The sequence below is a fragment of the Nitrospinota bacterium genome, from assembly GCA_035528715.1.
GTDB lineage: Bacteria > JADFOP01 > JADFOP01 > DATKYB01 > DATKYB01 > DATKYB01.
This window is the reverse complement of record DATKYB010000043.1, coordinates 15,557-40,304: the sequence shown is the minus strand read 5'-3', so window position 1 is coordinate 40,304 and position 24,748 is coordinate 15,557. Positions and strand designations below refer to the sequence as shown.

Genomic DNA, 24,748 nt, shown 5'->3' with positions numbered 1-24,748 from the left:
CTTATCTCATCAAGGATTTACCAGATGGATGGTTGCTTCCATGCACCTGGATGTGGCAGTTCTGGCAAGAACGATAAAACAACTGCGCGCCTTGACTGGTGTATACGGACTGTCCTGCATTGGTTGTGCTTCTCGCACGGAGTTGGCTCGGATGCCTTGAATTGGCATGGCATCTCTGGCAGATATACGGCTGTTTTCCCTTCAAGAGAAATTCGTGATTAGAGCCGTGAGGCGTATGGCATGTAGTACAGTCTTCTGTAACGGGAGAGTGTTCCCAGAGATATGGCCCCCTCTTTTCAGCATGACACTCATAGCACTTCAAATTAGTATAATTGGCAGTTATTAACTTGTCTGCAATTGCTCCATGAGGGTTATGACAGCTTGTACACTGCATCTTCCCTTCCCTTATGGGGTGATGGGAGCTTTTCCTCAAATCGGATCTTATTTTTTTATGGCACTGAGTGCAAACCTCAACCTGGGTTTTCTTTGCAAGATTTTTGCGATAACCAGAGTGGGCACTGTGGCAATTCGTACATGAGAGCCCCCTGCTCTCATGGGTGCTGCCTTTCCACATCACTACTTTACCCTTTGAGTGGCACTGAAGGCATGTGGCATCTCTCTTTTCTTTCGATATCGTTGATTCTGGACCCAGAGCCATGATTCCACCGACCCCTTTTCCACCACCGGCTTCAACATGGGCTTTGCCCGGACCATGACAGGTCTCGCATCCCATTTTGGAAGCTGGCGTCCTGGGGTCGCTCTTCTCAGCATGAAGAGTATAAGCATACTTTTCATACATAGAAGCATGACAGCTCTTACAGGTCTCTGCACCCGCATAGCCGCTCTCACCCCTTGCATCTTTTGGAATGAACACGAGGAAAAATCCTAGCATGAGAGCCAATAGGAAAATAGAGAGTAAAGAATTCTTGACCTTCTCCATCATACTTTCCCCTCCTTCCTCATTAAAAACCTCCTTTCACTACCATCGTAATTTAAAACTTCAGCTTATTTCCGTCATGTATGCAAACAGAATCATATTGAATACGCCTCATGAAAAAGGGTGGTATCTCTGTCTTTCACAGAATGGATAAAGATAGAATCTATAATCTTACCAATTTCTTTCCTATTATCCGATTTTAAAATCGTCCCATTTTTTGAAAAGATTCTAATCTTTCTTAGGTCCCCGTTTCTTCCAATCATCTCTATAATCTTTTGAACCTTATCTGACCTTCCTAGCTTCATATCATAAGCTAAACTTTTTTCAATTGCATTTGTGATTATATTTAACTTGGTTATCTTTGATTCTAAAAGATATTTTCGCTGAATCTTTATCGTCAAAAAGGTAGAAATACCTATTGATATAATTAATATTAGCCCTATAAAGACTATCATCTTTCCTTTAAGACTTTTCATGCCAAACATCTTTCCTCCAATTTTTATCTTCTATAATATAATGATTAAATAATAGCAAGAAGAGAATTGACTAATTTAGTAAAGTATAATTAAATCTTTATGGTAAGCTTTTAAAGTTCAGGTCTTTTATTTCAGATGAGGGGACTGAATCTCTTTAACCTCAGGGCATTGGATACGACTGTAAGAGAAGAAAGGCTCATGGCTGCAGCAGCAAATATGGGGCTTAAAAGAAGACCAAAAAAGGGATATAAAATACCTGCTGCAACAGGTATGAGAGAAACATTGTAAAAGAATGCCCAAAAGAGGTTTTGCTTAATATTTCTCATGGTTGCCTTGCTGAGTTTTATGGAGGTTACCACACCTCTCAAATCACCGCTGATTAAGGTAATATCCGATGCTTCCATAGCAATATCTGTCCCTGTTCCAATAGCAATGCCAATATCTGCCTGTGCTAGGGCTGGGGCATCGTTGATACCGTCTCCCACCATAGCGACACAGTTTCCCTCCTCCTGTAGCTTCTTTACCTCTATCGCCTTATCCTCTGGCAATACCTCTGCCAGCACTCTATCAATATCTACCCTTTTTGCAATAGCCTCAGCAGTCCGTTTGTTGTCCCCTGTGATCATGATGACCCTAAGCCCAAGCTTATGGAGAGACTTTACGGCTTCTTTTGAATTCTCTTTAAGGGTATCTGCAACAGCAATGATTCCTGCTGCCTTCCCATTAACGGTCACAAACATCGGTGTTTTACCATCACTTGATAAAGCCTCTGCTCTTCTATCAAGGTCTCCCAGAATAATTTTTCTGTCCCTCATTAACTTAAGGTTTCCCAGTAATACCTGATTATCACCTATTTTTGCTTCGATACCATGTCCTGCTATCGCATTAAAGTCTCTTGGATCATCCAGAGCAATATTTCTTTCTTTGGCTTTATATACAATGGCCTCCCCTAAAGGATGTTCCGAACCCCTTTCAGCAGAGGCCGCAACTCTAAGAACATCATCTTCAGAAAATTCCTCAGTCACAATAATATCAGTAACAGATGGCTCCCCTTTCGTAAGGGTCCCTGTCTTATCCAAGATAACAGCATTTAATTTTTGGGCTCTCTCCAGAGCCTCGCCACCTTTTATCAATACACCATTTTCTGCCCCTTTCCCCGTTCCAACCATGATAGAGGTAGGAGTGGCCAAACCTAAGGCGCAGGGGCATGCAATAATGAGAACTGCCACAAAATTCAATAGTGCAAAATTAAAGGCTGGCTCAGGCCCAAAGAAATACCATACCAAAAAAGTTGTAAGTCCAATCAGCATAACAACCGAGACAAAATAACCTGCAACCGTATCTGCAAGCCTCTGGATAGGAGGCTTTGAGCCCTGAGCCTCTTCCACCATCTGGATGATTTGATAAAGAACCGTCTCCTTTCCTATCTTTGTTGCCTCAAATCTAAAAGAACCTGTTTTATTGATTGTAGCGCCTATAACCTCATCCCCTACCCTTTTTTCAACAGGAATGCTCTCGCCAGTCAACATAGATTCATCCACGGCTGAACTTCCCTTTTTGATGATACCATCAACAGGGATCTTCTCTCCTGGTCTTACAACAATTAAATCTCCCTTCAAAACATCTTCAATAGGAATATCTATCTCTTCATCATTTCTTATGACTCTTGCTGTCTTTGCCTGAAGACCCATAAGCTTTTTTATGGCCTCTGAGGTTTGACCCCTGGCCTTTGCCTCAAGAAACCTTCCTAAAAGTATGAGAGTGATGATTACTACTGCAGTATCAAAGTAGAGCTCAGGTTTAAGGCCCTCGCCAACAAAAAAAGATGGAAAAAAGATAGCAGAAACACTATAGAAATAGGCCGCAGAGGTGCCAACAGCAATAAGGGTATTCATGTCCGCACTAAAATGTTTTATTCCTGCCCAAGTCCCTCTGTAAAATTGAAACCCTGCCCAGAACTGTACAGGGGTTGCCAGAATAAGCATAAGAAAAGGATTGGAAATAAATCTTATGAATCCTTCTGGTAAGAAAGAAAACCATTTTGAAAAACCTCCTATAAAAATAATACTGGAAATCACAAGGCCAAAGATAAATTTTCTTTTTAGTATGGCGACTTCCTTTTCTCTCTCCTCTTTTTCTCTATCAAGGGCTGTTTTGTCCTCTTCAACATCTATAACCTTATATGCCCCTGAAGAGGATACCACCTTTTTAAAATCTGAGATATTTACAAGGGACGGAATATACTCGACTGATGCCTTTTCAGTCCCAAAATTTACACTAGCCTTAACTACCCCATCAAGACTGCCTAATGCTTTTTGAATCTTATTTACACAGGATGCGCAAGACATCCCCTGAATGGGAAAGGTTATTTTTTCGTGAGGAATCTCATATCCAAGGCCAGAAACTGCTTCAATAAAGTTTAATGGTTCGACCCTCTTTGAATCATAAGTAACAGTGGCCTTCTCTGTAGCAAAATTTACACTGGCTTTCATCACGCCTTCTAAAGCCATTAACCCCTTCTCTATTTTTGAAGCACAACTGGCACAACTCATCCCTTTGATGGGAAGGTCAATTTTCTTAGTTCCCTCTTCATAAACATCCTCTCTGTCTTTAATGTCTCCTTCTTTCTCCTTTGTTTCAATATATGCCTCAGGATGTTTGTCAAACCGCTCCTTGCAACCCTTTGCACAGAAATAGTATGTTATCCCCTTATACTCAGAAGTAGCGGCAGCTCTTTCTTTCTCGACTTCCATTCCGCAGATCGGGTCTTTAACCATTATCATTCCCTTTTGGAAAATCTAAATCTAAATACTGATATTTCATGTGTATAAATATATCACCAAAAAAAATCTTTTCAAAATAACCTTATCAAAATGAAAAGAAAATAAAAAGGAGACTTTAAAAAGCGAATAAAAGAAAATAAAAATTTTATACTCAATCTCTTTTTTGGAAAAGAGGGTCAGTAACAGGGAAAATTGGAAGTTTTTTTATAAAATAGAGAAAGGTCAGGGCAAATCCGGCAAAAAAGCCGAGAGTAATAAATATTTCCATCAGCCCAAAAGGTGCTGTATTTCCCTTCCATAAAGAAGGAACGATAAGCACATATCTCTCGAGCCACATACTTAAAACGATTACCATACACAAAGCAAAGAGGGTTTTGGGGTTTCTCTTTACATTTCGGCTCAGCATGATGAGAAATGGGAGGATAAAGCAAACAACAAGTACACTCCAGGAAAGGGGAGCCCACGGCATTTCCATCCCTCTCAGGATAACAAAACCTGTCTCTTCAGGAAGATTGCCATACCATATGACAAGAAACTGAGACCAGAAGAAATCCAGGGAGATCAGACAAAAAGCAAAAATAAGCTTTCCAAGGTCATGAAGAAGGGGTATATCAATATACTCCTCTAATCCTAAATATTTTCTAACAAGTATTGATATGATTGCAATCGATGCCAGACCAATATAGAGGTTCCCCATAAAAAAGTATCCACCAAAAAGTGTGCTGTACCAGTGTGGGTCAAGAGACATGACCAGATCAAAGGCAATGAGAGTAAAGATAACGGCATAGGCGATAAGGATAATTGGAGTTAAGATCGTAAGGATTTTTTGGCTTTTCTGCCTCTCCTCTTCCACTCCCTTCCACCTCTTCATAATACGACTTAAAATTCCTTTTTCATGAACCCTTCCCATGCCTTTTACAAAAATAAGGTCTGGCTTCAGAGAAAAATAAAGGAACGTTATGCTTAAACCATATAAAATGATAAGACCAATGCCGTCTCGTAAAAAGAGAAACGGAATGCTCAACCACTTCTCCTTGCCAGGTACGGGGTGTACTGCCCATGGAAAGATTACCTCTCTCCCTAAGAAAATAAGAAGAAAAAGGATAAAGGATACTGGAAGAAAGGATCCCATACCCTCTGAAATACGCTTAATGGGTCTCCCCCACCTGGCATTTGTCATCTGGAGGATAGCTGCAAAGATAACCCCAGAAAGGGATATCCCCGACCAGAATAAAAAGTTTATTAAAAAAGTTTGCCACGCCCTTAATTCATCTATTTTTAAGGCTCCAAACAAAAAGACAAGAATCCCCACGAATAGAAGACCCCACAAAAGGAAAAGAAGCCCTTTAGGTAAAGCCTTTATCGTTTTTGAAACCATCTTCTCTTGAAGTTCCTTGTCCATTATTTTCCCTGTAAAGCCCTTATAAAATTGACTACATCCCATCTTTCTTTGTCAGACATGTTTTCTCCATAAGAGGGCATCACAGCCCCGCCATTTTTTATCGTACCGTATATAAACCCGTCAGACCTCTTTTTATAAAAGTCTTGGCTGAGGTCTGCAGGTGTGATGAACTTCTTGGATACGCTTCCATCACCTTTGCCTTCTCTTCCGTGGCACATACTACAGTGAGTCATATAGAGCCTCTTACCATTATCTATAGATTCTCTTGATGGCTTTATTGGGTTAGTAATCCTTTCACCCAATTCTTCTCTTGTCATGGGCAATCTCTCTCCTGTAGTGGGAAGGGTATTTTCAGGAGGTTTCATGGGTCCTTCATGGGGTTTGATAGAGGGTTGATCTGCCATATCCTTGCTCCATGGCCATCCATAAACAATGCTGAAAGAACCCATGGTTAAAATTATTGAAAAGATTATTAAGAGACTAATCCTCTTCAAACCGAACCTCCTCAGCACCTGATGATTTTAAGATCTCTGCAATTGAATGAAATTTTTCTTTTGGGCAGGAAACAAAGACACCAAAGAGATCCTCAGAAAACCTTGGGTCATAAGTCGTATCAAGAGATATTTTGGGAAGCTTTGCATTCAAGAAAACCCCGATTAAGGTCCCAACACCCCCAAAGAGTATTGTGAGCTCAAATACGATGATTAAAAAGGGAGGGATAGAAATGATTGGCTTTCCTCCTGTTATCAATGGCCAAGAAACAGAGGTTCCAATAGTCAGGGCAAATCCACTTAGTGCACCCAATATCCCCCCTATTAAAGCAAAAAACCTAACAGGACTAACACGAGACTCTAAGACCTCCTCAATCTCATGGAAAGGTGCTGGCGAGCTTACCCTTAAGTCTTGATGGCCTTCCTCTTTGAGTCTCTTAATGGTTTTCACAACCAAATCGAGATGAGAAAAGATTCCTAATACTCCTGAAGCTCTTCTTTTCATACCTTTATGATTCCCCTTTCCTGGGCGGTTCGATTTGTTCTTTGATTTCGCTAATAGAAACCGCTGGTAAAACCTTCACAAAAAGAAGGAACAACAAGGCAAAAAAGGCAAAACCACCCGCCAATATAGCTATTTCAACCCATGTGGGCCTGTAGAGTCCCCATGAAAATGGAATATATTCATGAGCAAGAGATGTTACAATAATAACGAGACGCTCGAACCACATCCCAATATTGATCAGAATAGAAATAATGAGAAGAGAGACCGTAGTTGTCCTCATTTTCTTAAAAAAGAAAAGGAGAGGAACAATTGTGTTAAAAATAACCATGATCCAGAAATAAATCGCATAATCCCCTATGACTCTATATTTAAATATTTCCTGTTCATAGATATTATTACTGTACCAGGCAATAAAGAATTCCGTAGCATAGGAATAAGCTACAATAAGCCCTGTAAAGATAATAATCTTTGCCAGATTTTCGAAGTGTTTCTGAGTAATATATTCTTCCAATTTAAAGACCTTTCTTAAGGGAATCAGCAGGATTAAAACCATTGCCAATCCCGAATGGATAGCTCCGGCAACAAAATAGGGGGCAAAGATGGTGCTATGCCATCCCGGGACAATAGACATGGCAAAATCCCAGGATACAACGCTGTGAACAGAGACAACAAGAGGAGTTGCCATGGCAGCCAAGAAGAGATAGGCACTTGAGTGATGTCTCCATTCCCTGTCAGTTCCGCTCCATCCCAGTGATATGAGAGAATAAATCTTCTTTTTAAATCCTTTAGCCTTATCCCTTACAGCTGCGATATCAGGCAGCAGTCCCATATAAAGGAAGATAAAGCTGATAATAAAATAGGTAGTGACAGCAAAGACGTCCCAGATAAGAGGGGATCTGAAATTGGGCCACAACATGGTTTGGGAGGGATAGGGAACAAGATAATAGAAATACCAGCTCCTTCCAAGATGTATGATTGGAAATAAGCCTGCGGTCATTATCGCAAAAACGGTCATGGCCTCCGCACTCCTGTAAATAGAGTTCCTCCACCTGACCCTGAAGAGATAGAGTATTGCAGAGATAAGGGTTCCTGAATGGGCAATACCAACCCAGAAAACAAAGTTGGTTATATAAATCCCCCACGCAACAGGATGAGTAATCCCTGCAACACCAATACCTGCGTATATCTGGTAGACCCATGCAAAAAAACCAAGGCTAAAGACCGAAAGGGCTATAAAGAGTAAAAAATAATAGATCTTCCCCGGCCTTTCCAAAGTCTTCAAGATATCTGTGTTGACTTTTCCATAGGTGATATCTTTGCTATATTTCATATCTAAATCTCTCGTTTTATCTTCTTCAGATAAACCACAGAAGGCTTTGTATTAATTTCTTCAAGAACCCTGTAGCCTCTTTGGCTATTCCAAAGTTTGGAAACCCTGCTCTTTGGGTCTTTCAGGTCTCCAAATATAATGGCTTCTGTGGGACATGTCTGTGCGCAGGCTGGTATGATCTCTCCATCTCTGAGCCTTCTTCCCTCTTCTTTTGCAACTTCTTTCTTTTCTCTTATCCTCTGTATGCAAAAGGTGCATTTCTCCATAACCCCTACCTCCCTTACTGTTACATCAGGATTTAACTGCCAATTAAGAGGTTTTGGCCATGAATGGGAAAACCAGTTAAACCTTCGAACCTTGTAGGGGCAGTTATTAGAGCAGTAACGCGTGCCAACGCAGCGGTTGTATATCTGGGCATTCAAACCTTCAGGATTGTGATATGCCGCATAAACCGGGCAAACTGGTTCGCAAGGTGCATTTTCACAATGCTGGCATAACATCGGTACAAATCTTACATCAAGCTCATCTCCCCTATTTTCAACATATTTTTCTATCCTTATCCATTCCATTTCCCTCCCTCGTATCACTTCCCTCTCTCCTACAATACCAATATTATTTTCCATATAGCAAGCAGCAACACAGGCATTGCAACCAATACAGGCATTGAGATCAATCACCATACCCCACTTGTGATCCTTGTAAGGATGAGCTTTATAGAGATCCCTCTTTTTTTCTTTTTTAATATCTTTTTCTCCCTTGAGGTGGAGAATTCCTTTTCCAATGCTAAAAAAGAGTGCCTGAGCTATCCTTCTCCCAAACTGCCTTCGGCCTCCCTGCGTTGATGCCAATGATTTTTTCTTATTAATTCTTTCTATCTTGACAAGTATAGGCGACCATATCACTCCTCCGGAAATTTCTTCTGTCTTCTTTGACAAAAGCTTAACGGGATTTACCCCTCTTTGCTTTGCATATCTTCCATATTCTATATGACCTAATCCAAGAGGAACGGCCACAACATCCTTTCTTATCCCTTCATAAATGTGAACGGGGAGTTCCATCCTTCCATCCTTTGACTCAACAGATACAAAATCTCCCTCCAGAACCTTTAGAGCAACAGCTGTCTCTGGGTTCATCTCCAAATATGTATCCCAGGCAATCTTGGAAAGGGGATCAGAAATCTCCTGAAGCAGAGGCTTGTTTGCTCCTCTGCCATCAAAATATTTAATGGAAGGATAGAGAAGAAGGGTAGAGGATTTTTCATCCTCTTTATCTTTCAAATCTATCTTAGAATCCAAAGATACTTTGGTTGAGAGCTTGACCTCTTTGTCGGTTTCAGCCCTAAAGACCCCTCCCCTCCTGAGACTCCCTTCCCAAAAATGGTCAAATCCAATTTCTGGAGATAAGTCTTTGTGAATTCCTTTCCAGGAGTCTTTGAGATAATCATGAAAATTGTTCCATGGGATTTGTCCTTTTTGTTTTTCATCAATTGATCTAACAAGGCTTAGAAGAATATCCCCAAAACCCCTTGATTCGAAAAGTGGTTTTATCACTGGCTGTTGAAGCCCAAAAACCCCTTTCCTGGGCATATAATCACCCCATTCTTCAAAGGACATAGAAGATGGAATAATAAGATTTGCCTCTTTTGCTGTATCATCCATGAACTGAGAAATGGAGATGACATGAGGAATCCGTTTTATAGCCTCTTGAAAACCTGAAGAATCAGGAAGGTTATACACAAGATTAACATTATACAGAAGAATGACCTTTAGTCTCGATTGCTCTATGGATTCAATTAATCTTAGCATATCTCTGTATGGATTAACCCTGCCAATACCGATTTCATGGCCGAAACGAACTGTTCTTCCAATATTCCCACATATATAATTTAGGAGATTTACAGCCACTGAGATATCTGTGGCATAAAGCCCTTTTACAGCTATCCCACCGCCTAAAGCCAGTCCAGGATTTGCTTTAGAAAACTCTTTTCCTATTCTTTCTATGGTTTGCTGGGAGACTCCCGTATAAGAAGAAACCCTATCCAATGAGAAATCTTTTACGAGCTCTTTAATCACCTCTCGCTCAAGAAAAGGAAGATCAGCATGCAGTTTTTCTTTCAAAATAAAATGAATAAGACCCAAAATAAGAGCTTTCTCTGTACCGGGCTTGAGACTTATCCACTCATCAGCATTAGCAGCGGTAAGTGACATTCTCTGTCCGATATAGATAAATTGTCTCTTCATATCCGCTCGTTTCATATTTCCAAAGGCCTTTGAATACTCTACCGGAGAAATCCATGTCTCAAGAAAATCAGCTCCAAACGAGAGAATCATTTCTGACTCTTCAATTGAGTAAAGGGGTATTTCGGCCTTTGAAAAAACAATCCTATTGGCTTCTTTAATATCCTCATATGAAATGGGCTCATGAATCAGATGGTTTTTAATATGAAAGGCATCCATCCATTTTTTTAGAAGCCTCTCAAGGCTACCTGTAATGAGAGGGGTTATCACAGCTATTTCATCAGTTTTTTGCTGATCTATTTTAGTCTTTAAAATATCTAATATCTCTTTTTCAGCATCCTTCCAGGATATTGTTTGAAAATCACCACTCTCTCTTTTTATCATGGGTGTTCTAATACGATCAGGATTGAAGAGGCTTTGTAAGGATGCCTGCCCTCGCATACACAAACCACCTCTGTTCACAGGATGATGAGGATTTCCTTCAACCTTTATAGGTCTCCCTTCTCTCAGCTTCGCAAGAAGACCGCATCCTGAAGGACATTCTCTGCAAACAGTAGCATACCAATCAGCAACCCCTGGGACCGACTCTTCTGGGGGGATCAAGTAAGGAATAATCTTATCAATCGGTTCAGAACTGCAACCACTCAAAGCTGTCGAAGCACTTCCAAAACCGAGCATTTTCAAAAAATTTCTTCTGTTTAAAGAGAACCTCACAAAACCCCCATTTTATTTATGACAGATAAGACAGTCCCTGCTTACTTGATTTTCCTTATGGCATTTCACACACCAGCCCATTTTCAATGACGAAACCTTTTGAATCTTCTCCATCTTTTCTACTTCACCGTGACAAGTTGTGCAATTAATACCCTTGTTAACGTGTCTTCTGTGAGTAAAGTAAACAAAATCAGGAACCTTATATACCCTTACCCATGGAATAGGCTCTTTTTTGTTCCAGTATTCATGAATCTTTTTTACCTCTGGTTTATTCTGGGCTGTAATCTTATGGCAACCCATGCATCTCTGCACTGAAGGGATACCTGCATAAGAGGAACGATTTGCATAGGAATGGCAGTATAAGCAGGCCAACTCGTAGTTGCCAGCATGTATCTTATGACTGAATTCTATAGGTTGGACTGGAGCATAAGGACTTTTTAAAAAGCCAGAACCAAAAAAAAGAATCACACATCCTGATAAGAATATTAGAAGGGGCTTTTTAAATAGCTTCATTGAAAAAAATAGATTGTTTGTTCTTAAAAAATTCTTAAGGATTATGCCAATTACTAAACACTATTGTCAATCCTTAATTGTGCTGTATTCTGAATTAGTTTTTTTCACCAAATATAATTTTATTATCGAAAAAACCTTGACAAATAAATTCATTGGTCATATATTATGAGCATATGCTCATTATAAAGAGAGGATTCAATGGTACGTCCAAGAAAAAATAGATTTGTATGGGGAAAACCTATTTTAACCTCTTTTAGACCAGGAGGTATAAGAATCTCTCAAACAGAATATCTAACTCTAAGTGTTGATGAATTTGAGGCTATAAGACTGGCAGACTTTGAAGGTCTTTATCAGGAAGAGGCGGCAAAGATGATGAAGATTTCTAGGCAAACCTTTGGAAGAATCCTGCAAGAGGCTCATAGAAAAATAGCAGAATCTCTTGTTCAGGGAAAACTTTTAAAGATCGAAGGCGGTAATTATGTCATGTCTGAAGGGTTCTTCTATTGTCGTGATTGCGAAAATAGATGGGTTATGGAATCCAAAAATAATATCCCCCAAGAATGCCCTGAATGCAAAAATACATCAATACGTATGATAAGAAAAGGTCAACCCTTCCGCTGGAGATTTGGGAGAGGCCGAGGCCCAAGAAGAGGTCATGGTCCTCCATGGAGATAAAACTTTTATATGACTATTTAAGCGCAAAATCTAGTCTTTTATAACTAAATATTAAACTAAAGGAGGTGAGTGAATATGTATGGCAGAGGAAGAGGTTTAGGATATAGATGGTCTAGAGCAGTTCCTTCAGGCTATTCTTATGTAGGGCCCTGTCTATGTGGGTTTGGACCCCATGCTTTTTTCCAAGATTCAACTGGTCGAATGGCCCATGCTTCCCATGTATACAGCTTTGGTCCTGTCCCTCCTCCATCAGCTACAAAAGAAGACCTTGAGTATGAACTAAAGATCCTAAAGGATGAAAAAGCCGAACTTGAAAAGAGACTGGGTGAAATAGAAAAAGAGCTCAAAAAGGAGGAGAAATAGAAAAGGTGGGAACTAACCTTCCCACCTTCTTCTTTCTATGGTAAAAAGTAAAATAAAAATACTTGATTTTAACAAGTAATTTTTTATACTAATAGGTCAGTTCTAAAACCCATTATTATCATAAGATTGATTTAGTAAAAGGAGGTTCTTATGAAGTTTCCTGTTGGGAAGTATCGATTTGATGGCCCCATAAGTTCACCAGACCAAATGGAAGACAAACCAGGTCTCTTTGTTGTATATTGTCTCAAACACAGGGGGTATTATATTATTGATGTTGATGAATCAGATAAGGTAAAGAGTAGCGCCCAAAACCACGAAAGGCTGGAATGCTGGAAAGAAAATTCTAAGGAGGGAATAATCACATTTGCTGTTTACTATACCCCAAATCTTGATAAGGAAGGTCGAAAAAAGATGGAAGAAGAGATTCGTGATGGTGATGTTTTTGTTCCCTGTGGACCGAAGTAAAAACGAAATTTAATCCTTTTCAGCTCTTTTGGTTCTTTTTGAGCCAACGGATAAAATCTTTCCTCTTCACCTATATTTAAAATAATATTGCTCCAAAAAATTTTCTTTATTTGTCGTCTTGTCTCTATCTTACTATTATTATTAAAAAAAATTTGATTAAGAAAAGTTTGTTCTGCTTATGAATTGATATAAAAAGTCTTAAAACTATCCAAACATTGGAGAAAAAAATGAAGATAAGATGTCTCGTTCTTGAAGACGAATTAGGAATACAAAACTTCTTAAAGGAACTTTTTAAACAAAGGAGTTATGAAGTTAGTTTTTACAAATCTCCGATTATATGTCCTCTCTATCATAACCACGATTCATGCTGCAACCGTAAAGAAAGATGTAGGGACATAGGTATATTTGATAATCATATGCCCGGGATGAAAGGTATAGACTTCTTTGAGCTTCAATTAAAAAAGGGCTGCAAGGCAATCAAAGAAAATACAGCCATCATGTCAGGGAATTTTTCAGAAGAAGATATCAAAAAAGCAGAAACTCTGGGATGTAAGGTTTTCAAAAAGCCCTTTAGTCTTAAAGAATTAGAAAGATGGTTGGATGAGTGTGAGCGGCGTGTCAATCAAGAACAAAATTCTTCCCAATAAAACATTCTCAATTTCTAAGATAAAAAAGTCAATTCAATGAAAAGGCTTGCTTTTGCTGTTTAAATTCTTATACTAGTATCCTCTTAATGTAAACCATTTTAAATTAAGATTTGTATGATTTAGATGAAGACATATTTAGAGTGTATACCCTGTTTTTTCAAACAGGCCCTTATAGCCAGTCAAATTGCAGGCGCGGATGAGGTTACTCAGAAAAAGGTTCTCGATAAACTTTCTCAGATGATTCCAGATTTCAGCCTCGAACAAAAGCCACCTGAAATGGGAAAAGATATCTATGCCCTTGTTAGAGACGTTACAGGAAACCCGGACCCCTTCAAAGAAATAAAATATCGATTTAATAAAATTGCTCTTAACCTCTACCCCAACCTGAAGAAAAAGGTTAAAGAGTCAAAAGATCCTCTGCTGACAGCAATAAGACTATCGATTGCAGGTAATGTAATCGATTATGGAACGCCAAACTCCTTTAATGTTGACGATGAAATAGATGATACCCTCAAAAAAGATTTTGCTATTTTCGACTATGAAAAATTTAAAAACTCTCTGACGAGCACATCACAGATCCTCTATCTGGCAGACAATGCTGGAGAGGTGGTGTTTGATAAAATATTGATCGAAGAATTGAATAAAGAAATCATATACGTAGTTAGAGATGAGCCGATAATCAATGATGCTTTGATAGAAGATGCGCTCTTTTGTGAAATGGATAAAGTTGCTAAGATTATCAGCAGCGGCTCAGATGCCCCTGGTACAATTTTGGAGTACTGCTCAAAGGATTTTTTAGAAATCTATAAAAATTCAAAATTTGTAATAAGCAAAGGACAGGGAAACTTTGAAGCCCTCTCAGAAGAGACCAAGCCTATATTCTTCCTCTTTAAGACCAAGTGTTACTGCAGCGCAAAAGATGTGGGGTGTAATATCGGTGACATCATATTAAAATCAGCCCTATAAAGACAAATGGTTTTATCCTTCAGGAATCTCAAGTACTGCTGCTCCCTTGATTTCACTCCTTTTTAAGCGCTTTAAAACTTCGTTTGCCTCATTTAAGGGAAAGACTTCAATATCTGTATGAAGGGGAATCCCTGCTGCAAGTTTTAAAAGCTCTTCTGCATCACCTCTCGTGCTATTAGCAACACTCCTTATCGTCCGCTCCCCATAAATAAGATGATAATCCATCTTTGGTATAGGGCTCATATGAATCCCGGCTAAAGCGAGAGTCCCTCCTTTCCTTAAAATCTTAAGAGCTTTGAGCACAAGGTCTCCAGAGGGAGCAAAAATGATGCTGCTATCCATCAATACTGGTGGTTTATCATCAGCAGAGCCTGTCCAAAAAGCCCCCCGTTCCTCAGCATGTTTTCTGTGTTCAGCGCTTCTTGTAAAGACATAAACCTCACATCCCAAATAACGAGCTACCTGGATGGTTACATGCGCAGATGCTCCAAAACCATACATGCCAAGTTTCTCCCCAGGCTTTATTTCACTCAGCCTCAATGACCTGTAGCCAATAATACCAGCGCAAAGAAGAGGTGCTGCTTGAAGGTCTGGAAATCTATCAGGTAGAGGATAAGAAAAGTCTTCTGGTACCACTATGTATTGAGCATAACCGCCATCTTTGTGAAGCCCTGTAAAATAGGCCTTTTCACAGAGGTTTTCTAAACCTCTTATACAAAACTGACAATCCTGACAGGTAGAATAAAGCCAGGGTACCCCGACACGCTCTCCTGCCTTGAATCGATGAGTATCAGAGCCGAGGTTATCAACAATTCCAACTATCTGATGTCCCGGAATAATGGGGAGCTTGGGTAATGACAGATCTCCCTCAATAGTATGAAGATCAGTATGACATACTCCGCAGGACTTGATTTTGATTCTAATCTCGCCTTTTCCTGGAAACGGCTCTTCTACATCTTCATAAAATAATGGACTTTCTTCTATAGGTTTGGGTTGTTTCAAAATCATTGCCCGCATTACAAGCCTCGCTATATCCTTATTATTCAGTTTTAATTTTTTATTCGCCAAACTTTATATCAAGGATTAAAAATCTGCGCTTTCCCGAAGGAACAGCAACAGCTACCTCATCATCTACACTCTTTCCGATCAAGGCTCTTGCAATAGGGGATTTGATGGAAATGCGATTGTTAGAGACATCAGTCTCATCTTCTCCTAAGATTGTATATGTGAGCTCATCACTTGTATCGAGGTCCTCTAAAAATACTTTGGCGCCAAAGACGACCCTATCTCCTGAAAGAGAGGATACATCAATAACTTCAGCCCTAGCAAGCCGATCCTCTAATGATATAATTCGGTGTTCTATCCGAGCCTGGTGCTCTTTCGCAGCATCATACTCAGCATTCTCTGTAAGGTCTCCGTGAGAGGCAGCCTCACCAACTAACTCTGAAGCCTTTTTTCTCTCAACGGTCTTTAAGTGCTTAAGAACCTCCTGAAGCTTTTCAAAACCTTGCTTAGTGATAGGAATCTTTTCTTTCATTCCTTGTCCTAACGATCATCTTTTAAAACGAAAATTAAAAAAATATAGGTGATTCTATGAAGTTCTTTCAACAGAAAAGTCGGTTATCAGAAGCTCTACGCCTCCTCTTGCTGTTATCGTTGTTTTATCAAATGGAAAACTATTTCTATATTTATCATTGAGTGGTGGGTTGTTTTGAAAAACAAAAGCAGCGTGGACACGCTCGCGGAAACTTTTATCTACTGCGCCAAAAGAAAAACATAGTTCTTTTCCATCCCCTATATTCTGCTTCCATTCATCCCATTTTTCATGATTACTAATACCCTCTCTTACATTTTCTGCTTCGCCTATATAAATTAACCTATCAATTTTAACCCTATCACTATCAGGATGGTATGAGCAATCATATACACAAAAAACACCAAAATGAGGTGGTATAAGTTCTTTTTTGCTTTCTCTCCAATGCCCGTAAAACTCAACATAGAATTCCAACTCTGCCATTATAAACTCCTTTTTTAACAATATTACCTTCTCAGTTAGGGTAAATGATTTTATACAAATTTTTGCATGAAGTATAGATAAAAATTTATTAGGTATCAAATGAAACAAAAGCAGATAAGAATGATTTTTGCAGCTCATCCTGATAATCTCTTGCAAAATAAAAAGGTCATCTTTCGATGACCTTTTTATTACTTTTTCTATTGAGATTAACTCTTTTATCTTATTTCAGCGTAATTTTGAGACCTCCAGCTGCAAGTGTCAGTCTGGCACCCTGCTGGGTGGAGCTCAGGTTGATGACAACGCCGTTTTGATTCTTCATTGTCAAACCACCAACACCGCCAGCCAAAGCAAATCCTATCTCGCCGGTTGTATATGTGCCACTAAAATCAGATACTCTATTAAGATTGTAAACCTCTCCAACTGCGCTTATACCTGCAAATCCTATATCAAGAATATTGAGGCCGCTGACTTTAAAATTATATTTTTTCCCATCAATGGTGAGTACACCACCGCCCCATTGAAAACCAATGCCAGCTGCAAGAGATTTTGAATCAATCGTTACAGTTCCAACAGGCTCTTTTACCTCTGCAGCAAATGCTGTGCCCACAACAAAAAAGATAGCTACCAGTATAACTAACATTGAGCGAAACTTCATATCAATCTAGCTCCTCTAATAAGTTAATACTTCTAAAACTCCTCTAGCTCATGATACCTACTTTCAAAGTTTTGCTTACACTAATAATCGTAAAATTACCTTCTTACACCCTCCTTTCTAAAAAAAATTTATAAGTTCTAGATTCTATCTTAAAACCGATATTTAGTCTTTAATATAGTAGCTTTACAAAGAAAGTCAAGAAGATTTTTTACTCTCGTTTTTCTTATCTAAAAAAGTAAAGGTTAAATAAAAATATTTCTTTATTTTCTAGCGGCAATACGATTTTTACTATATATCATAAAAAAACAATAAAATACTAGTATTTTTCCTAGTTGACAGAATCCACTTAAACCATATATATGTTGGCTATATTTTATAGAACGCGAACTAATCAATTTTCCATCATTCTCAAAAGAAAGGAGAAAGAGTATGAAGAAAGGAGTTTTTGTTGTTTTTTTCGTTTTTTCATTAACATTTCTGTTCTCTATCACAGCCCTAGCTGGACCAGTGATCGATCGTATCTTACAGAGGGGTGAACTGGTAGTGGGGATGTCCGGCGACCAACCTCCGCTCAATGTAAAAACCAAAGATGGAAAAATAATCGGTCTTGATGTCGATCTTTCCAGAATCATGGCCGATGCCATGGGCGTAAAGCTTAAGATTGAGAATATTCCCTTTCATAAACTGCTACCAGCGCTACAGGAAGGTAAGATAGACATGATTTTATCCAACATGACCATGACCCAAACTCGAAATCTGAAGGTGGCCTTTGTTGGCCCATATTTTATTTCCGGCAAGGCCCTCCTAGCTAAAGTTGACACGATTATCTCTTTTTCAGGTACCAAAGATATAGATAAATCCGATTTTTCTGTGGCCGTGCTTAAAGGTTCTACCAGCCATGTTTTTGTCAAGCAATTTGTACCCAAGGCCAAGCACGTGATCACAAAGAGCTTGGATGAATCATTGGACCTCGTTATTCAAGGCAAGGTTGACGCCATGGTTTCTGATTATCCCTTCTGTGTGGTATCTGCATTTCGCTATAAGCATAAAGGCCTGGCAACTGTGAAGACACCTATCAATTTTGAGCCAATAGGCATTGCTTTGCCTCCGAATGATCCACTGCTGATTAATTGGGTAGAGAACCTTCTCACCACACTTAAGGCGACAAATATCCTCATGAACTTGTCAAAGCGCTGGTTCGAAGAAACGTCCTGGTTGAAAAGATTACCTGATACAAAAGATTATACGATGCTCTTCCAAAAATAAGGGGTTTTGTCTAAATCATCAGATACAAGAATCCTATCCACTTAATTCGGAAGAAAGAGAAAGATACCTTTTTTATAAATTCATCTTTACTAAATACCATAAAAATTATTGAAAAAACTAGTATTTTCTCGAGTTGTCAAAGGCTGCTCGATTTACTATTGTTAATTGAGAATACGGAAAAATATTCTCAAAAATTCTTAACAATATTAACCTTATTAAGGAGGAAATAATGAGGTTTCGATGGATGTTAGTTTTACTGGTAGGTATTGTTTTTGCCTTAACCACATCCACAGGATTTTCCGAATATAAATACCAAGGCTCAGGGTTTCTTTCAGACTACTCAAAGCTTAAACCTGGTCCTGAAAGCTATTCTGATCAAAGCGGAGTTGATTATCTCTATGAAAAAGAGGGTTTCGATTTAAAGAATTACAATAAGGTCTTAATGGACCGCGTCGTTTTCTTTTTTAAAGCGGATGCACAATATAAAGGGATTAATCCAGATGAGATGAAAGAGCTGGCCGATGCCTTTCACAAGGCTTTTGTGGAAGCCTTGGGTAAAGAATATCCAATAGTGACAGACCAGGTCCAGGCGTGCTTCGAATTCGGACGGCCATAACAGATATAGTCCCGAGCAAACCGGCTTTAAACACAATCACAAGTATTGGACCACCTGGTTTGGTTATTAGTACTGTAAAAAAAATTACAACAGGTGTTCATGCATTTGTGGGAGAAGCAACTCTTGAGGCAGAATTCCTCGACTCAGTAACCAATGAACAGCTTGCTGCCGCGTTAGATAGAAGAGGGGCTCTGAAAGTCAAAGTTTTTAAAGGCATGAGCAAATGGGGTCATGTCAAAGTCGTCTTTGAAGAATGGGCACTTATGCTACGGCAGAAGTTAGATGAGGCACATGGAAAGCCTGTTAAGGGTATTTATGAACCGATAAAACAATAGGACATACAATAGTTATTTCACTAAGATAGGTAAAAGGCAGGTCTTAAAAACTTAAGACCTGCCTTTTCTATTTTTTAATTAAATTATGCCTTACCGTTTGAATCAAGCACGTGAATGATTTTATGTTTGTATAGTTCTTTTAAAGCTTCTCGCGCAGGCCCAAGATATTTTCTCGGGTCAAATTCTGCTGGGCTTTCAACAAAAACCTTCCTAACTGCAGCTGTCATGGCCAGACGACCGTCTGAATCGATATTGATCTTGCAAACGGCGGACTTTGCAGCCCTTCTTAACTGTTCTTCAGGGATGCCTATAGCGTCTTTCAGGGCTCCTCCGTGTTCATTTATAATTCTAACAAGATGAGGAGGCACTGAAGAGGCACCGTGCAGAACAATGGGGAATCCAGGAAGCCTTTTTGCACACTCTTCAAGGATGTCGAAACGAAGCTCAGGGGGAATGTAAATGCCGTTTTCGTTCTTAGTGCACTGCTTGGGCTTGAATTTGTTTGCGCCGTGTGATGTGCCAATGGAGATAGCGAGTGAATCAACACCTGTTTTTTTTGTAAAGTCTTCTACTTCCTCTGGCTTTGTATATGTTGATTTCTCTGCAGATACCTCGTCTTCAACACCAGCTAAGACACCGAGCTCACCTTCAACAGTAACGTCGTATTGGTCACAGTAGTCGACAACCTTTTTTGTCAGCTCCACGTTTTTGTCATAAGGATGATGTGAGCCATCGATCATGACTGATGAAAATCCCATATCCACACAGCTTTTTGCAAGTTCGAAAGTATCTCCATGATCAAGATGGAGTGCAATAGGAATCTCTCTTCCAAGCTCTTTTGCATACTGAACAGCGCCTTCTGCCATATAGCGAAGTATAGTCTGATTGGCATATTTTCTTGCTCCAGAGGATACCTGAAGGATAACAGGTGATTCTGTCTCCACACATGCCTGAATAATGGCTTGCAATTGTTCCATGTTGTTGAAATTGTATGCTGGAATCGCATATCCACCCTTCATTGCTTTTCCAAACATCTCTTTTGTATTAACAAGACCGAGATCCTTATAACTAATTGCCATTTTGCTCTCCTTATCAATAGATTCTCATAGAGTGAACAAGTTTATTTTATTAATAAAATATTACTGATTTAGGGAATTATGTCAAACAAATAAGTAGTTTATGCCTTTACCTTCCCCTTTGACGTTTAAAAAAGCCTTCAATTACAAAAAGATGGATACAATTTAAAGTTGACATCCAACTTTTTTATTTCTATAAATTATATTGAATGACTAAGATTGCTATAATAAAGGAAAAAACATGAAGGTTGGTATTGTAGGATGCGGATTCGTTGGCAGTACAGCTGCTTATGCTATGGTTCTAAAGGGAGTGGTAAACGAACTTTTGCTCATCGACCTCAACCAAAAACTGGCCCAGGCTCACGCAGAGGATATCCTTCACGCCAGCACTTTTGCCAAATCTTTACGGATCGCTGCAGGAGACTACCCTCATCTCAAAGGAGCTGATCTTGTAGTCCTTTCTTGCGGCGTGGCTCAACGTGAAGGAGAAACACGCCTCCAGCTTCTGGAACGCAATGTTCAAATTTTTAAAAAGGTTGTCCCGCAGGTTCTGAAATACGAACCTGAAACGATACTCCTTATTGCCTCTAACCCTGTAGACATAATGACTGAGGTTGTTGCAAGAATCTCCGGCCTTCCCTCTTCCCGCGTCATTGGATCAGGAACAATTCTTGATACAGCTCGCTTCCGTGCTCTCCTTGGAAAGCATCTTGGTGTATCGCCGAGCTCTGTTCATGCCTATGTTATGGGAGAGCATGGGGATTCAGAAGTATTGGTCTGGTCCGGTGCCGACGTGAGCGGTGTATCTATCTTTGACTTTGCAGAGCAAAGCGGTTGTCCTATTAACGAAGAGGTTAAATCTTTCATAGATAATGAGGTGCGAAGATCAGCTTATAGAATCATCGAAGGAAAAGGGGCAACCTACTATGGAATTGGAGCAGGTCTTGCTCGAATTGCCCGAGCTATCCGTGAAGATGAAGGTGCGGTTCTCACGCTTTCAATCCGCAGCGAGGATATTGAGGGACTTGAAGGAATAAGCCTTTCTCTCCCGCGTGTGGTGGGTAAAGAAGGCATAGTAAGAACACTTCGTCCAACACTCTCTAACGAAGAACAAACAGCACTCAAAAAAAGTGCTGATATTCTAAGAGAGGCTGCCAGCAAGCTCGGTTAATGGAAATCAATTTAATTACTGAATAGCTGCTTTAGAGCTGATCTCATGACAAAATTAATTAATCCCGTGCTTGACATAAGGATCGTCTCTTTAATATACATTAAAAATTAGAAATTATTAGAAAGGGTTTTTTATGAAAGAGAGCGAGCTTGATTTTACGATTTCGAAACTGGGTGAGTGCCGTATCTCCTCACCTATGACTGCTGTGAATTTTATAAACGATGAAGAACATGTGCTCTATCATTCAAGTACAAAAGAGATTGAAAAGCATATAAAAGCCGGTAAAAAGCTACCGAGTTTTGAGATGGCTGGACCGAGAGAAAAAATCTACTTTGATCCAACAAAACTAAAATGCGGAATCGTAACCTGCGGGGGCATATGCCCTGGTTTGAACGATGTAATCCGGGCCATTGTCTTAAGCCTCTACCATCATTACGGTGTGAAAACAATCTATGGTTTTCGTTATGGCTATGAGGGACTCTCGCCTAAACACTGCCATGTTCCTCTTGAGCTTTTACCAGAAAATGTCAGCGACATTCATCAAAAAGGAGGGACAATCTTAGGTTCATCGCGCGGACCTCAAGATGTCTCTGAAATGGTCGATACCTTAGAGCGGATGAATATTGGTATCCTTTTTACAATAGGTGGAGACGGGACGCTGCGTGGAGCTCAGGCTATTTCCAAGGAAATCGAGCAACGCGGTTTGAAGATTTCTGTGATCGGAATTCCAAAAACCATAGACAACGATATCTCTCATGTGCAGCAATCTTTCGGCTTTGTTACAGCAGTCTCAGAATCGACAACAGCAAGCTACTCTGCTCATGTGGAAGCCGAGGGAGCAAGAAATGGTATTGGCCTTGTGAAGCTAATGGGCAGAGAATCGGGATTCATTGCAGCATTTGCCACACTCGCCAATAATGAGATCAACTTCTGTCTTATTCCCGAAGTCCGCTTTTCTCTTGAGGCCTTTCTCAAGGCACTGAGAGAAAGACTGGAAAGTAGACAGCATGCCGTGATTGTTGTAGGAGAGGGAGCCGGACAGGACCTTTTAGAGAAAACGCAGGAGCGAGATGCATCCGGCAATGTCCGTTTTGGAGATATCGGCCTTTACTTAAGAGACAAGATTAAAGAATATTTCAAAAAAGAAGGGATAGAAGCAAATCTTAAATATATTGACCCGAGCTACACCATACGGAGTATGCCTGCGACCCCCTATGATTCTGTATTCTGTCTGCTTCTCGGTCACAATGCTGCGCATGCGGGAATGACCGGAAGAACAAATATGGTCGTGGGCTACTGGAAGAACGAATTCACACATGTGCCGATTCCTATGGCTGTGTCTGAGCGAAAGAAGATTGACCCAAATGGAAGGCTTTGGAGTTCTGTCCTTGAATCAACGGGCCAGCCAAGAGAAATGCTCTAATTGCTTTTAGAGGAGAAAAAATGGCCTTACACGAACTTGCCGGAAAACCTGCGCCGAAATCAATACTTATCAATGTTCCCAAGCTTATCTCTTCCTATTATACCCTTAAACCTGATGTTTCTGAAACAAGTCAGAGGGTTTCGTTTGGCACTTCGGGCCATAGAGGGTCTTCACTTAAAAGCAGCTTTAATGAAGACCATATTTTGGCTATCACTCAAGCCATCTGTGACTATAGAAAATTTAAAGGAATAGCAGGGCCTCTGTTCATGGGCATGGATACTCATGCTCTTTCCGAACCAGCGCTTAAAAGCGCACTTGAAGTATTCGCTGCAAATGCTATCACGGTTATGATTCAAAAGGGGCTTGGTTACACACCCACACCGGTTATCTCGCACGCTATTCTGAGTTACAATCGAAACAAAAAAAAGGGGATTGCAGATGGGGTGGTGATTACTCCTTCACATAACCCGCCTCATGACGGCGGATTCAAATACAATCCTCCTGATGGGGGCCCGGCTGACACAGAAACAACCAAGATCATTGAAGACAGAGCCAACGAAATTCTAAACAAGAGACTTAAAGACGTAAAACGAATACCCTTTGAAAAGGCCATAAAGGCAGATACTACACATGAGTATGATTTCATTTCGCCGTATGTTGAAGATCTTAAGAATGTTATTGATACGGAAGCCATTGCCAAAGGAGGTATTAAGATCGGTGTTGATCCGCTCGGCGGTTCTTCCATACACTTCTGGGAACCCATCGCTAAAAAATACGGACTATCGATAGAGGTTGTGAATGGAACTGTTGACCCAACCTTCTCCTTTATGACTGTGGACAAAGACGGCCAAATCCGTATGGATTGCTCCTCGCCCTATGCCATGGCAGGTTTGATCAAGCTGAAGGATAAATTTGATATCGCCTTTGGTAATGATACAGACACGGACCGCCACGGCATTGTCACCAAAAGTGCGGGGCTTTTAAATCCGAATCACTACCTCTCAGTGGCCGTCTGGTACCTCTTTCAGAACAGACCAGGTTGGAGAAGCGACGCAGCAGTTGGAAAAACTCTGGTATCTAGTTCCATGATCGACAGGGTTGCCGCTTATCTCAAGAGAAAGCTTTCTGAGGTCCCTGTTGGATTTAAATGGTTTGTTGATGGACTTATTGACGGCTCTTACGGTTTTGGCGGAGAGGAGAGCGCCGGGGCTTCTTTTCTAAAAAAAGATGGCACGGTCTGGACAACGGACAAGGACGGAATCATCATGGATCTCCTTGCAGCTGAAATAACTGCTAAGACTAACAAGGATCCGGCAGAGCTGTATAAAGAGTTAGAAGAAAAATTTGGAAGCCCTGTTTATGAGCGTATTGATGCTCCTGCCACGCCTGAGCAGAAGTCAGTCCTTAAAGAACTATCTCCAGAAGCCGTTTCAGCAAAAGAACTCGCCGGAGAACCCATCACTGCCAAACTCACCAAAGCGCCTGGGAACAATGCTCCCATCGGAGGATTGAAGGTTGTTACAGAAAATGGCTGGTTTGCAGCCCGCCCATCTGGAACAGAGGATATCTACAAAATTTATGCAGAAAGCTTTAAGGGAAAAGAGCATCTTGAGAGGATTAAGGAAGAAGCACAGGCAATCATCAACGAAACATTTTCTTCTGTGGCTTGATCTTTTTAAATGATG

General features: G+C 40.2%; 25 protein-coding genes. 11 read left to right on the top strand and 14 right to left on the bottom strand.

Annotated features, from left to right (window positions below; genetic code table 11):
• Position 1 precedes the first annotated feature (1 nt).
• The 9 genes from VMW81_03085 to VMW81_03045 all read right to left on the bottom strand — a co-directional run bounded on the left by VMW81_03085 (position 2) and on the right by VMW81_03045 (position 11,343).
• Positions 2–943 carry a DmsE family decaheme c-type cytochrome gene (locus VMW81_03085; GenBank protein HUU49929.1) on the bottom strand — a complete coding sequence of 314 codons (942 nt, stop codon included), beginning with the start codon at positions 941–943 and terminating at the stop codon, positions 2–4.
• Positions 944–1,032: 89 nt separating this feature from the next.
• Complete coding sequence (locus tag VMW81_03080) at positions 1,033–1,413, bottom strand: hypothetical protein (protein HUU49928.1); 381 nt, start codon at positions 1,411–1,413, stop codon at positions 1,033–1,035.
• A gap of 131 nt (positions 1,414–1,544) precedes the next feature.
• Positions 1,545–4,190: a heavy metal translocating P-type ATPase gene (locus tag VMW81_03075; GenBank protein ID HUU49927.1), complete on the bottom strand. Its 2,646-nt coding sequence runs from the start codon at positions 4,188–4,190 to the stop codon at positions 1,545–1,547.
• A gap of 157 nt (positions 4,191–4,347) precedes the next feature.
• Complete coding sequence (locus VMW81_03070) at positions 4,348–5,598, bottom strand: hypothetical protein (GenBank protein ID HUU49926.1); 1,251 nt, start codon at positions 5,596–5,598, stop codon at positions 4,348–4,350.
• Positions 5,598–6,092 (bottom strand): cytochrome c, encoded by a 495-nt coding sequence (locus VMW81_03065; GenBank protein HUU49925.1) that lies wholly within the window; start codon positions 6,090–6,092, stop codon positions 5,598–5,600. Before VMW81_03065 ends, VMW81_03070 begins: the two co-directional genes overlap by 1 nt.
• Positions 6,079–6,594, bottom strand: a complete 516-nt coding sequence (locus tag VMW81_03060) for a DUF3341 domain-containing protein (GenBank protein ID HUU49924.1) — start codon at positions 6,592–6,594, stop codon at positions 6,079–6,081. The genes VMW81_03065 and VMW81_03060 overlap by 14 nt, the downstream gene beginning before the upstream one ends.
• A gap of 4 nt (positions 6,595–6,598) precedes the next feature.
• A complete protein-coding gene (nrfD, locus tag VMW81_03055; protein ID HUU49923.1) occupies positions 6,599–7,924 on the bottom strand; it encodes an NrfD/PsrC family molybdoenzyme membrane anchor subunit in 1,326 nt (441 codons plus the stop codon).
• 2 nt (positions 7,925–7,926) lie between these two features.
• The gene (locus VMW81_03050) at positions 7,927–10,875 is read right to left on the bottom strand and encodes a molybdopterin-dependent oxidoreductase (GenBank protein HUU49922.1); all 2,949 of its coding nucleotides are present in this window, start codon (positions 10,873–10,875) and stop codon (positions 7,927–7,929) included.
• A gap of 12 nt (positions 10,876–10,887) precedes the next feature.
• Positions 10,888–11,343: a cytochrome c3 family protein gene (locus tag VMW81_03045; GenBank protein ID HUU49921.1), complete on the bottom strand. Its 456-nt coding sequence runs from the start codon at positions 11,341–11,343 to the stop codon at positions 10,888–10,890.
• 243 nt (positions 11,344–11,586) lie between these two features.
• Between VMW81_03045 and VMW81_03040 the strand changes: the two genes are divergently transcribed.
• The 5 genes from VMW81_03040 (at position 11,587) to VMW81_03020 (ending at position 14,504) form a co-directional block, all read left to right on the top strand.
• Positions 11,587–12,063 carry a DUF134 domain-containing protein gene (locus VMW81_03040; GenBank protein ID HUU49920.1) on the top strand — a complete coding sequence of 159 codons (477 nt, stop codon included), beginning with the start codon at positions 11,587–11,589 and terminating at the stop codon, positions 12,061–12,063.
• Between the two features lie 75 nt (positions 12,064–12,138).
• Entirely contained in the window at positions 12,139–12,426 is a 288-nt protein-coding gene (locus tag VMW81_03035; GenBank protein HUU49919.1) for a DUF5320 domain-containing protein, read from the top strand.
• 150 nt (positions 12,427–12,576) lie between these two features.
• The gene (locus VMW81_03030; GenBank protein ID HUU49918.1) at positions 12,577–12,891 is read left to right on the top strand and encodes a hypothetical protein; all 315 of its coding nucleotides are present in this window, start codon (positions 12,577–12,579) and stop codon (positions 12,889–12,891) included.
• Positions 12,892–13,118: 227 nt separating this feature from the next.
• On the top strand, positions 13,119–13,538 hold the full coding sequence (locus VMW81_03025) for a response regulator (protein HUU49917.1): 420 nt from the start codon (positions 13,119–13,121) through the stop codon (positions 13,536–13,538).
• 123 nt (positions 13,539–13,661) lie between these two features.
• Positions 13,662–14,504 carry an ARMT1-like domain-containing protein gene (locus VMW81_03020; GenBank protein HUU49916.1) on the top strand — a complete coding sequence of 281 codons (843 nt, stop codon included), beginning with the start codon at positions 13,662–13,664 and terminating at the stop codon, positions 14,502–14,504.
• Positions 14,505–14,516: 12 nt separating this feature from the next.
• On the opposite strand, the gene VMW81_03015 is transcribed toward VMW81_03020, so the two are convergent.
• The 4 genes from VMW81_03015 to VMW81_03000 form a co-directional block, all read right to left on the bottom strand.
• Positions 14,517–15,572, bottom strand: coding sequence for a zinc-dependent alcohol dehydrogenase family protein (locus VMW81_03015; protein ID HUU49915.1), 1,056 nt, complete (start codon positions 15,570–15,572; stop codon positions 14,517–14,519).
• Positions 15,562–16,041 carry a transcription elongation factor GreA gene (gene greA / locus VMW81_03010; protein HUU49914.1) on the bottom strand — a complete coding sequence of 160 codons (480 nt, stop codon included), beginning with the start codon at positions 16,039–16,041 and terminating at the stop codon, positions 15,562–15,564. The genes VMW81_03015 and greA overlap by 11 nt, the downstream gene beginning before the upstream one ends.
• A gap of 54 nt (positions 16,042–16,095) precedes the next feature.
• Positions 16,096–16,521 carry a GIY-YIG nuclease family protein gene (locus VMW81_03005; GenBank protein HUU49913.1) on the bottom strand — a complete coding sequence of 142 codons (426 nt, stop codon included), beginning with the start codon at positions 16,519–16,521 and terminating at the stop codon, positions 16,096–16,098.
• 220 nt (positions 16,522–16,741) lie between these two features.
• Entirely contained in the window at positions 16,742–17,176 is a 435-nt protein-coding gene (locus tag VMW81_03000) for a DUF1134 domain-containing protein (GenBank protein ID HUU49912.1), read from the bottom strand.
• A gap of 549 nt (positions 17,177–17,725) precedes the next feature.
• On the opposite strand from VMW81_03000, the gene VMW81_02995 reads away from it, so the two are divergent.
• The 3 genes from VMW81_02995 (at position 17,726) to VMW81_02985 (ending at position 19,393) form a co-directional block, all read left to right on the top strand.
• Positions 17,726–18,442 (top strand): transporter substrate-binding domain-containing protein, encoded by a 717-nt coding sequence (locus VMW81_02995; protein ID HUU49911.1) that lies wholly within the window; start codon positions 17,726–17,728, stop codon positions 18,440–18,442.
• 229 nt (positions 18,443–18,671) lie between these two features.
• Positions 18,672–19,058 (top strand): DUF3313 family protein, encoded by a 387-nt coding sequence (locus tag VMW81_02990; GenBank protein ID HUU49910.1) that lies wholly within the window; start codon positions 18,672–18,674, stop codon positions 19,056–19,058.
• Positions 19,034–19,393, top strand: coding sequence for a DUF3313 domain-containing protein (locus VMW81_02985; GenBank protein HUU49909.1), 360 nt, complete (start codon positions 19,034–19,036; stop codon positions 19,391–19,393). Before VMW81_02990 ends, VMW81_02985 begins: the two co-directional genes overlap by 25 nt.
• Before the next feature lie 83 nt (positions 19,394–19,476).
• On the opposite strand, the gene VMW81_02980 is transcribed toward VMW81_02985, so the two are convergent.
• Entirely contained in the window at positions 19,477–20,472 is a 996-nt protein-coding gene (locus VMW81_02980; GenBank protein ID HUU49908.1) for a class II fructose-bisphosphate aldolase, read from the bottom strand.
• A gap of 238 nt (positions 20,473–20,710) precedes the next feature.
• On the opposite strand from VMW81_02980, the gene VMW81_02975 reads away from it, so the two are divergent.
• From VMW81_02975 to pgm, 3 genes are all read left to right on the top strand, one after another.
• A complete protein-coding gene (locus VMW81_02975; GenBank protein HUU49907.1) occupies positions 20,711–21,640 on the top strand; it encodes an L-lactate dehydrogenase in 930 nt (309 codons plus the stop codon).
• A 133-nt stretch (positions 21,641–21,773) separates the two neighbouring features.
• Complete coding sequence (locus VMW81_02970; protein ID HUU49906.1) at positions 21,774–23,063, top strand: ATP-dependent 6-phosphofructokinase; 1,290 nt, start codon at positions 21,774–21,776, stop codon at positions 23,061–23,063.
• Positions 23,064–23,083: 20 nt separating this feature from the next.
• Positions 23,084–24,733, top strand: a complete 1,650-nt coding sequence (pgm, locus tag VMW81_02965; protein HUU49905.1) for a phosphoglucomutase (alpha-D-glucose-1,6-bisphosphate-dependent) — start codon at positions 23,084–23,086, stop codon at positions 24,731–24,733.
• Positions 24,734–24,748: the final 15 nt, after the last annotated feature.